We start from the raw sequence: 10,569 nt of genomic DNA, 5'->3' as shown, positions 1-10,569 counted from the left end.
ATTGTCAATCCGGCGTGTGGAGCGGTGGCGGCAAAGTCAGTAATCAAGGTTGTGCCTGGTTCGAGTCGCCAGTGGCGTACAACTATTTTGCAGGTGGTGCTGGCGGTGATGTAACGTACAAACCTGTGATTTGTCCTGCTGGCTATATAATGACCGGCACGCGAATGTTCGGCGTATCTAAGAGCGTTGACGATGAGCATGTCGATGCGTATTGCTGTCCATTTAGCTAATTGTCAATCCGGCGTGTGGAATCCAGCCCGTTCAGATATAGAGAGTTTCGTCGTTGTTGGTGCAAGTGGATGCAATAAAACCTACTCATATGCTGCATGTCCGGCTGGTAAAAGACTGCTATCTGGCGGGTACAGCCTGACCTACTTCTCAGGCAATGCCAGTAACGCCTACAACGCCCCTGACGGCAGTTATCCAGATGTTGTGAATAACAGATGGGTAGTCACAGGGGCCGGCTCAAATAACAACTGTTTCGCAGCTTACGCAATGTGCGCAAGGTAATTGTCAATCCGGCGTGTGGAAAAACGGAGACTTCATTGTCAAGCTAGGGACAAACGGATGGTCATGTAACCCACACTCTGGATTAATTGAACAGTGGGGACAAGGCGCAGGTTTGGGTAATGATAGTTCTCGTTACGAATCTTTTATGCACAAGATGTCGGAAGTATACAGCGCAACGGTCACAGCAATAAACGCCCCAAAGAATGGCGTACGGGGCGGTGATATGGGTGTATATAATTTATCCATCACTGGCATGCTAGTTACTAACGACGACTACCCTGTGTCCGGTTATTTTTGGAGAGTCATCGGATATTCAGCCTTATGTTGAACTCCTAAATAGTTTTGTCAAGAAAGTATGCCACCAGACGCATCGCGGCCTACAAGCCCATTAGGGGAACACGCCGCCCCCGCAGTAGCGACTCCATTTACCTGAACAAACTCATTTGCTGTCATGCGGCCATTTGATTGAATTGTCCCGGCCTGTACCTGCCCGCCAGTATAGATCCCCTTGTCATAGACTGACCTGACCCAACCATCATCGGTCATTGTGAAACCGCCCTGGTGCTTGTCGTTAATCCAGCCGCCGTCCCCTTTAGTACGAAACCATCCTCCAGTGTTGGTATCCCCGCCAGTTGTCGTACTTCCTGATGTAATCGTATTGCCGCTGGTATTCGTCGTCTGGTTATTGATCACCTTTGCATTATTCACATCATTACCACCCATATTAAGAGCAGTAGACATTGTGTTTAGCTCAGGATGCCCAGGCAATGCTTTACGATAGAGGTAGTCATTTATGACACTCCCATTATTGTAGAAGCCAGCGATTACCACCGTTCCTTCACCGGGATTATAACCGCCAAAATTTGACAGATTCTGTACCCATGCACCTTGCGCACCCTTAGCAACACCATTAGTGATCACACCTGCACTCGCACCAATAGCCGAAGCTAACTTTAATCTCAAGCTGGGCGTGAGTTCAGCCCCCCCTGTAAGATATGTCATTGAATTGAGTTTTTTTGCTTCTGGCTGAAAAACCCGAGTTTGATAGGTAGCCGAAAAAATATTCTTTGTTGAATATCCTAGTGGAAGATATCCAGCATTAATTAAATCAGTCACACCAAAATTAACTGACTTACTTGAAGTCGTATTAGCAATAATATAATCACTTTTATCTGATATATATAGCTGCGCAGCCTTTTGAATACGCTTAGCCTGGCCTGCTGCGTTTTGAATACTCTGCATATCAAGATAATTTTTCATCATTGGTATAATTATCAATGCAAGAAACGAGACGAATATCACTAATCCCATAGATATATCGGTCGAATCAATTACACCTTTTTTGAGTCTTTTCATATCTACCCTCAGACTTCGTATTCAATATAGCCAGTAAGATCATCATTTAGTGCCCTGAATGATCTTGATTTAATTTTGGCTGCGATTGCAGATGAGTTTTTTGCATTTTTTAAATTAAATGCAGTTAGTTCGACTCTCCTGCTATGTATTTTTCCATCTCGTAAATTATGACTCATTTTTTGATATGCAATTATGTATAAAGTATTTGCAACAGTCGATGCTGCCATCGGATTAACTTCTTCACAAAATGTGATATAGCGTTCAATTGCATCTAATATATTGGACGCATGAATTGTCGAAATAACAAACATACTAAGGCTGGCCCTGAGGACTTCGTTAGCGGTTACAGAATCTCTGATTTCACCTAAGAGAAATACAGACGCCCCCATTCGATACGCTTTTTTTATCGCAGATGTGTAAGTTTCTTCTCCACTGACTTCCAACTGAAAACATCTACCGCTACCGTGTCTTCCCTCCGACAGAGTTTCTATGGGGTCTTCTATTGATACGCCCAGGTGTCCAGTGCACTGCAAACGGCGACTAAGTACTGCTGCGGCTGTAGTAGTTTTACCAGACCCCATCTCCCCAGCAATCAACATCAATCCCGTAGCATTAGGTCGTTCTATAGATGTTATTATTGGGGTTGTAAATGGCACTTCATTTAAAGCACGTGGCTTTAATGGTGTCTGTCTTATTACAAACGTCAAACCTGAAATATCATTTGCAATAACAGTAACACGGTACAAACGCTCACGGTAAAAGAGAGAAAATTCTGTACGACCTCCCCCTTGGTGTATGGCCATGCACTCATTTTTCAGGGCATCTGCATCTTCATTGTACAGGCTTGGTAGAGCTGATATGAAGCTGCCCTGCCCAGTCATTCCTTTTACTTCTCTGAAATCACGTCCGAGGATCAGGTCAATAAAATTTATGTCATTAAGAAAAGGCATCTGATTACCAGTAAGTTACTGGCCGCATATACATCGCGGCCTAAATATTAGAATCTAGTATTGAAAGTGATGGTGTTATTGTTTCCACTACAAGATGTATTTGCATTCAGCGCTGTTACTTCCGCTGTATACGTCTGCCCATTAATCTGTGTGGAAAGCATATCTCCAGAACCGATTTTCACAGCTAAATTCATACATTCTTTGTCTGACAATCCTGTTTCAGTCAACTTGAATCCGACACCGTTACCAACAATCTGAATCGGCTGCCCTGCCTGGTTATAAATTTGATTATTACGCACTGTAGCGTTCGAAGGAAGTGCTCCAGACTTAATTATGGATGCTGAATAATCAGTTGACGACTGATACCCGGAACTGTCACGCTGATTACGCATCTCATTAATTATAGCGTTAGCCAGATTGACATCGGATAATGCACGTGATTTAAAAAAAGCAACCGAGGCAGCAGTGATAACAAGTACGATAATGAAGAAGCGAACAACCATACCCATGTTAATATCAGTAGTATCAATAATACCATTTTTAATAGCTTTCATTTTTGACTCCTCATTTAAAAACTTGAAATATTTTGAAGTAAATTAGACATAACACTTACAAGAAACATAATACTACCTCCACAGGCAAACATACTGCCAACACGGACAATTGTACTAAGATGCTCCAGTGACAATACGGTTTTCTTCATCCATTCATCTGAAAATCGCTCCATAGATTTAATACCATTTTTCGTATCAAATAGGCTTTGCATTTTTATAATCGCGTCAACACTCGGAAATTCGAAACCAGTAGAATCAAGAGCTGTACCTAGATTCTTATCACCTGATTTGATTGCTCCACTTATTGCTTCAAGTCTCTCCCGCATCCAGGCCGAGTTGGTATATTCAATCAGGCTTTCAACAGCCTCTTCCATTGGAATATCAGCACTGAGCATGGCATTCATATTCATAATAAATATCGATCCCTGAATGCGCTTATGGACAGAGTAGGGAAAGTAGTTATCAGCTTTATTTCTTAAAACACCTGTCCAACGGTTATATGACCTATTTAAAAGAACAATTAAAACAACTACGAATAAAAATATAAAAAACCAAAAATCCCTAATCCCTACATATAAATACCATAAAGACAGTTCCATTCCTGACCATTGTTCAATAGGGACAAACAATTGGATAGCAGGAACCATCATCATGCAGAACATAATTATCAGGCCAAACGTTAAAAATGACATGTAGAGGAATGTATTTCTTGTCGATTTCTTTGCGTCCGATATTGCTACCATTTGGCTAGCAAAGCTACTCGCGTTTTCAAATCCTTTTATAAGATTACCTGCACGCTCACATGAGTTAAGTATAGATACCTCATCTTCAGGAAACCACTCACTAAAGCTATTTGCAACATTAGAACCAGCAGCAAGATTACCCTTACATTCAGCCAGTATCAAAGCAATGGGTTGATTTGGTTTTTTCCCGCGGCGAGAATATACACTAATTAGGCGATCAAATGTATCCTCAGCACTAAGGTTATCCATCTGATAACCTCTGAAACTTTCATAAATATCACGACGATCAGACGCATTGAAAGTTAATTTAAAAATAAAACGTTTAATCTTGTTCATAGAATTTTTCATCCCTGTCGAGACTGCAGATTTCTTGATGAGCCTTTATTGGATCAATTTTTCCTTCGTCTATTAAACGTTTAACATTATCACAAAGTGTGATACCGCCATTCTGTCTCCAGTAATTCCATGCTTCAAACTTTCCTTTTGAAGCATACAGACGCATAAATTTATAATCAGTTTCAATAATTTCGAAAACGCCTGTTCTTCCATGAAAACCTGTGTGGCCGCATTTATTGCACCCCTTATGATTACGTAAATACACGTTTTCCGAATTTAGTACGTATTTTTCGATAATCTCATGATCATCTACGCCCAAAATATTTTCATTTCCCTTATATTTTATCTTGCAAGAGTTGCACAGAAGTGGTGTAAGGCGAAGCCCGATTAGGCAAGTAATGATCGTTGCATCCGTTAACAAATCCTCCTCAACACCAAGCTTACGCATTCGCTGTATGATGTCGATTGGCTGATCCGTATGTATCGTTGTAAGAACAATATTTCCTGTTTGAGAAGCGCTAACAACTCCGTTGGCAGACGCTATATCGCGGATTTCACCAAGATAAAGGCCGTTACAATCCATTCGGACCAGGTTAGCCAGCGTAACATCCCAATTACCCTGTAACGGTGTTTGATACCAGCCAGGAATTGGTGACTCAACAGGGTCTTCAACACTTACAAGATGTTTACCTGGATGCCTAATGTGAATTTGTTCAGCAAGCAGCTGAGACAAGGTAGATTTACCGTGTCCCATTGGACCGCTTGTGATTATCGACCCTGCTGGTTTTGCAATGACACGGCGCAAAATTTTCTGTTCAGGCTCTGTAAGACCAGTAGAGGCAAGATCAGAAATCTCCTTTTTCTTGCGCGGTACAAGACGCATTACCATCTTGATGGTGCTGTCGCTGGCAGGGCGAGTAGTAACTCGTATACTGTTTAATCCCAGAAGAGATGCAAATTCGTCTTTAAAACGTGCATAGCAGGGCTCAGAGAAAACTAGGTTTGCGGGTTCACGCTGTTCACACATCGAATTATATATTGTATTAATCAACCGCCCACCCTTCTTACTTGTAGTTTCATATCCCTGAATAGCAATACAACTACTGTCTATGCGGTAATTTACTTTCATATAAGAATCGGTTACTTCTATATGAACGTCAGATCCTCTTTTATCTAAGGCACTTTGTATTATTGCGAGTGCAAGTTCTTGCAGTTCCGATTGATTATCGTTATCCCCAACCATATTGATAGATTCGGTTAATTTTTTTAATTCTTCGCGACTACAAAACTTTTTCTTGGGCTCAATATTACATCTTTTAAGAAGCTTTAAAACTTCAAAATAAGTCATTGACTGTGAATCATCAGACAAAGCATATAAAAAGTGCTCTCCAGAATTCATGTCCTTTAGTAATTTGATGTCAGCAGGTATTTCACCTAAAGGAAAGTCATCAACTAAACTTGTTAGTGGCACAAAGGTATGTGTTTTTTCTGAAACGCCAGAGACACTCATAATCATCTCTCATATCCTTAATTAATTGTTTGCTTTGCAGAAGTGTTTATATTTTTTATTGTCACACCTGAAAGTCCAACCCCAGTGACTTGCCAGCGCCCGCCGGGCAGCATAGCCCCGCTTGTTACTATTACAGTGTCACCATTAGAAAGAATTAGTTCGGCTTTTCTTCCATTAATCTTAGATAATTTAGGAATTTCTGATTGTAATGATACTGGTGTATTAACTCCAGATGAGCTAATCCCAACAGCACCAGGAACATTATTACTAGTACCTGGTGTAATAACTGTCTCCGCAGAAGCATTCCCGGCTGCTGCATTTTTCGCCTTCAAAAGTGCGGCTTTAGCTTCATAAAGTACACGTTCAGCTTGGAGATCATCAAGATTTCCCATACTTACCTCTGCAGCATTTGTAACAAATACTGTAGCTATTGAAAACATGAAAAAAATCGTAATTTTAATCTTTTGGATAACTGTCTTTTGGACGTATGCCATAAATTACTCCAGTAATGTTATAAAGAGTGGTTCCATTTACATCGAACTTATAAATGATATCTTTGAGCCTTACTCCTTTAAAATCGTCACTTTTAAAAATTAGTTGAGGACTGACAGCAGTAGAGACCGTAAAATTGTATTCTTGCCACTCCTGCAGAGGCATCTCTTCACCTAAATCATTTCTTAATTTATCTTTGATTTGGACCTCAGAAAAATTAGCAGCTATATTCATTGACTGAAATAGAGAAATCATTTTCACTAACTGATTTCCCATTTCATCCATTGGGTCATCACCTTCAGGTGTAACATCATGACTTATTGAAAAGCTTGTAAGAGATGTATTGGCATAGTTAAATGCAACACCGACACCAAATTTTTCCTTAATAGCGTCGATAAAATCTGATGTTGTGGCTACCGAGTTTTGTGGTCGAAGATATTCAGCACTCAAGGAGTACTCTGTACAATTAGCCTGAACAGGGATCCAGCCCACTACTGAAGGTGATAACCTGTATAACCCCTTTCGACATTCAGTTATGAAATTCAGGACTGATGGTTTCGTTATCCAGGGGTGGCTAAGGTTTTTCAGCGCTGTTTGATATCGTGCCTTTTTATTCAGCTCAGCTTGAGCCTTCATATCTTCATTTTGCTGCTGTTGCTTCTCTAGTTCCTTACCTTCAATATGCCTATGAATAAAAAAGACTGCTACAAGAGACATCAAACATGTAGCAGCCAAAAATATTAACCGCTCATCAGTCATCCCCATTGTTAATGGTTTTAACTTAAAATCTTTAGAGATATTACCGGACATTAATAGGGTGTTAAGATCTAACTGTGCAGTTACCCACTCGAATCGGTCCTGATCGCCATAGATAGGGATATCTAGGTTTTCATTGTTGCCTCTTAGCTGTCCTTTCATATCAATAACAGACTGTAATAGATCTGCTTCACAGATGATAAAATCAGACATAGGATGTATCCCACCTGCGGAGCTACGTCCTACAACTGTATACTCTGCCTCTCCTGCTTCTGAATTCCCCAGATGAACAACAGCAATACAGCACTCTTTTAATAACGAAGTCAGTGCAACACTAAGGGAGTACCCACCTCTTAGTTGCTGTTTTGTTTTTGGGGCAAAACCAGCTTGATAAGCGTCACTTTTACGGATAGCAACGACATCAAGGTTTTTGGCCTTTCCAATCGCTTTAACCGCTTTCATCATGTTTGCCTGCAATTTAATAGTTTGCCATTCTAGACCAACTACAAAGCGGCGTTTGTTTATTTTCAAAACTCTTATTTTAGAATCACTCGTAAGTTCAGATTTCTTCCGAAATTTATCGAATATTTTATCGAACATATGGAGTCACCGTTATAACAAAACTTTGCTTTGTTTTTGACCCTGACTTACCACCACCAAATACAATATTATCTGGTGAACCCACACCTTGCGCCATTGAGTTATTTTCATCCTGTTCAAAACCCGACATCACTATAGTTTGCCCTGGTTTAAGCCAGATGCGTTGCTGTGAAGACCGAGTGTCAATATCTGGAGCTTCCATCTTCTCAGTTTCATTTTTAATTGTACGTAACTGTTTGAGACTGGAAATATCCATGAACATGTTTAGCATCAATCTATCCCCGCCTTTTAATACTTTCGGGAATATAGTGATATTGGTGCCAGTAGTGACGCTACCCGGCTCCAGTGATTGTTGAAGAGTTGTAGTGTTACCGGTACTGTAAGGTGTTGTTGTTACTTTTTTAAGGTATGTCAGTTGCTGACCAATCAAAATTGGCGCTGCTGCCATATTGGTCGTAAGGAAGGTATTGGTTTTGACATTTGAAACCTTCACCTGCTTTGATAAAACATCAGCAAGGAATGAAGACCCAGCAAATTGGGCCGCAGATCCTGTTGCTGTGTCCAGTACATTAAATCCGCCTGAGATTGCGTCTGTTGGTACATTGCTTGTGGTATTAGCTAGGTTAATACCATAATTTCCACTCAATGATTTCCAGACCAAGTTCCAGTCAATATTAATTGAGTCAGTTATGTCTGAATTAATCGTGTAAGTAACTACCTTAAGCACAACCTGGCGGCTAAGAGAACTATTTTCATCTTCAATATATTCTCCAACTCGGGCAACTACATCAGGTACATCAGTTACCATCAATGTGCCAGTAGTTGAATTCAAGCTAAAACGACCAACGCCGGGTGTTAACATACTTTCTACTGTTTTCTGGAGGTCGCTATAGAGTGCGTTTCCCATATCTACAGTTGATGACATCGTTGAGCCACCGCTACCTGATACACCTGAGTTGGACCCTGTAGAACTATCTGTACCTGTAGCATTAGATAGACCGCTGGAAACGGAACCTTTAAGCGCATATTTGGCATCTGCTGGTTCTATATCGAAGCGCTTTGTTTCCAGGTAATAGAATACTATGCTCCCATTTTCATCATACCTTTTAGAAATACCCAAACGTCCGGCAACTAAATCTAATAAACCACCAAGTTTTCCAGAATAACTCACATTAGAAATAGTTCTTGCAACACCACTCACTACGTTAGATTGTACCATTGGTGCGCCAGAACCGAATGTACTCAATGGCCTCATGCCATCACCACCTAACACTGGTGACGGAACAGAAGATAGTTGCTGGGTCGGAGTACCTGCCCCTACGCTGCTACCACCTGCGACATATGTTGCAGCATCTGGAGTTACACGTACACGTACACCACATTGATCAGTTATGTCCTGTGCAAATTGAAATATATCAACTGATTTAACTGTCTTATACGTTACCTGACAATTCACAATTTCACGAGGGCCATCATATTTGAGTTTTGGTAAAGGAGATGTATTTACATATTGACTGTTTTGAAACTGAACCACAGGATAGTTATCACCCATTTGTTTAATCAATGATGATGTTTTTATCCCAGTATCTTCTGCATCTTTACGAACTTCATTCATCCGTTGCACTGTGCAGCCTGAAAGTAATAGTGCAGTTGCAATTAACGTTAATGATTTATTTTTCATAGTTTCACTTTCTGTCACTGATAACAATGAGGCATTGATTACGGTACCCACTTACATATAGTGGAGCCTGTGCTCTTTGGTACAGATTAAATAACTGGGTTGTCGCATCTTCGAAATTTTTACTACTAAATATAAGTGGGTAATCAATTGGATAATCTGTATCAGCTTCCCAGCGAAGCACCCATTTACCTTTACCTGCAGGGCAGATTTCCTTGGATACCCAATCGGCATAACCTGCTTTCAATGTTGTCCCTTTCTCAATTGTCCAGACTTTAGTTGAAGCAACCTGGCTATGAGTCGTTGTTAAAGGTTTTGCAGTGTTACTACTGGTTGGCTTTATTACGGTCTGCTGCTGTGTATCAAATACAATCTCAATTTCCTTATTTTGATTGTCATAAACTGCCTTTAACCCATGTTCTGATAACATCGAGTCGGTTGTGATTTTCCAGTCTTTACCAGTATTCCATGACACATTGCCTTTAAATTCCTTTGAAACAGATGGAGAAAGACGAACTCTCCAGTTTACAGGCACAAGGCGATGCATCGCGGCCATCAGAGGCGCCTGATTCCCTGCAGTTCTTACAACCTGACTACTGACGGAATTAGATTGTTGCAGTGATGGTGATGGCAAAGGCAACGAGCTGATGTTAGATGAAGTTGCTGATGCAACTTTAGGTAAGTGTTGTACCGGTTTCGGTACTGGCTGATCTTCTGTAAACCTTATCCAGCCAGTCTTTGGTTCAGTGTTCACGTCAGAGGGTTGTTTATAGGCACTGCATGCAGTTAACGCATTAGCCATCACCATAGTCGCAATGATATTTATTCTTGACATAAAACGCCTTTTTCACTGGCGCACTGGCTGAATATTTATAGCCACCCACGCTACCGCCAAACCTACACAAATATGTGCAGGACTCCCTTTATCGACGTAGCTACTGTGCTTGGTGTAGCTACGACTTGTGTTAACAATATTGTTTAGAAACTACGCCTTGCATTATCACACAGCACAGCGAACAGTTTCAACTAGTACGTATTATTCGTAAATTGGATGTTGTAGACATCAAAAAAAACACAGCATAAC

At 40.7% G+C, this 10,569-nt stretch carries 9 protein-coding genes and 1 pseudogene; 1 reads left to right on the top strand and 9 read right to left on the bottom strand.

Annotated elements, in window-relative coordinates:
- Positions 1-230, top strand: a pseudogene (locus OGY18_RS04220) (shufflon system plasmid conjugative transfer pilus tip adhesin PilV); the annotation flags it as partial.
- Between the two features lie 625 nt (positions 231-855).
- Here OGY18_RS04220 and pilV read toward each other — a convergent pair.
- From pilV to OGY18_RS04175, 9 genes are read right to left on the bottom strand one after another with little or no spacing between them, the layout of a single operon-like run.
- Positions 856-1,866: a shufflon system plasmid conjugative transfer pilus tip adhesin PilV gene (gene pilV / locus OGY18_RS04215; protein WP_286551971.1), complete on the bottom strand. Its 1,011-nt coding sequence runs from the start codon at positions 1,864-1,866 to the stop codon at positions 856-858.
- 8 nt (positions 1,867-1,874) lie between these two features.
- On the bottom strand, positions 1,875-2,816 hold the full coding sequence (locus OGY18_RS04210) for an ATPase, T2SS/T4P/T4SS family (protein WP_200058994.1): 942 nt from the start codon (positions 2,814-2,816) through the stop codon (positions 1,875-1,877).
- Between the two features lie 47 nt (positions 2,817-2,863).
- Positions 2,864-3,370 carry a type 4 pilus major pilin gene (locus tag OGY18_RS04205; protein ID WP_286551968.1) on the bottom strand — a complete coding sequence of 169 codons (507 nt, stop codon included), beginning with the start codon at positions 3,368-3,370 and terminating at the stop codon, positions 2,864-2,866.
- 14 nt (positions 3,371-3,384) lie between these two features.
- Positions 3,385-4,449: a type II secretion system F family protein gene (locus OGY18_RS04200; protein WP_286551965.1), complete on the bottom strand. Its 1,065-nt coding sequence runs from the start codon at positions 4,447-4,449 to the stop codon at positions 3,385-3,387.
- A complete protein-coding gene (locus OGY18_RS04195) occupies positions 4,436-5,965 on the bottom strand; it encodes a GspE/PulE family protein (protein ID WP_286551963.1) in 1,530 nt (509 codons plus the stop codon). Before OGY18_RS04195 ends, OGY18_RS04200 begins: the two co-directional genes overlap by 14 nt.
- Before the next feature lie 11 nt (positions 5,966-5,976).
- A complete protein-coding gene (gene pilP / locus OGY18_RS04190) occupies positions 5,977-6,453 on the bottom strand; it encodes a type IV pilus biogenesis protein PilP (RefSeq protein WP_286551961.1) in 477 nt (158 codons plus the stop codon).
- Positions 6,416-7,807 carry a type 4b pilus protein PilO2 gene (gene pilO2 / locus OGY18_RS04185; RefSeq protein ID WP_286551959.1) on the bottom strand — a complete coding sequence of 464 codons (1,392 nt, stop codon included), beginning with the start codon at positions 7,805-7,807 and terminating at the stop codon, positions 6,416-6,418. Before pilO2 ends, pilP begins: the two co-directional genes overlap by 38 nt.
- The gene (gene pilN, locus OGY18_RS04180) at positions 7,797-9,488 is read right to left on the bottom strand and encodes a PilN family type IVB pilus formation outer membrane protein (RefSeq protein WP_286551957.1); all 1,692 of its coding nucleotides are present in this window, start codon (positions 9,486-9,488) and stop codon (positions 7,797-7,799) included. Before pilN ends, pilO2 begins: the two co-directional genes overlap by 11 nt.
- A 4-nt stretch (positions 9,489-9,492) precedes the next feature.
- Positions 9,493-10,320 (bottom strand): TcpQ domain-containing protein, encoded by an 828-nt coding sequence (locus tag OGY18_RS04175; protein ID WP_286551954.1) that lies wholly within the window; start codon positions 10,318-10,320, stop codon positions 9,493-9,495.
- Positions 10,321-10,569 lie beyond the last annotated feature (249 nt).

Source organism: Citrobacter sp. Cpo142 (assembly GCF_030332425.1).
Taxonomy (GTDB): Bacteria; Pseudomonadota; Gammaproteobacteria; order Enterobacterales; family Enterobacteriaceae; genus Citrobacter; species Citrobacter portucalensis.
Note: the sequence above shows the minus strand (reverse complement) of the source record. Positions and strands in the feature narration are given on the sequence as shown.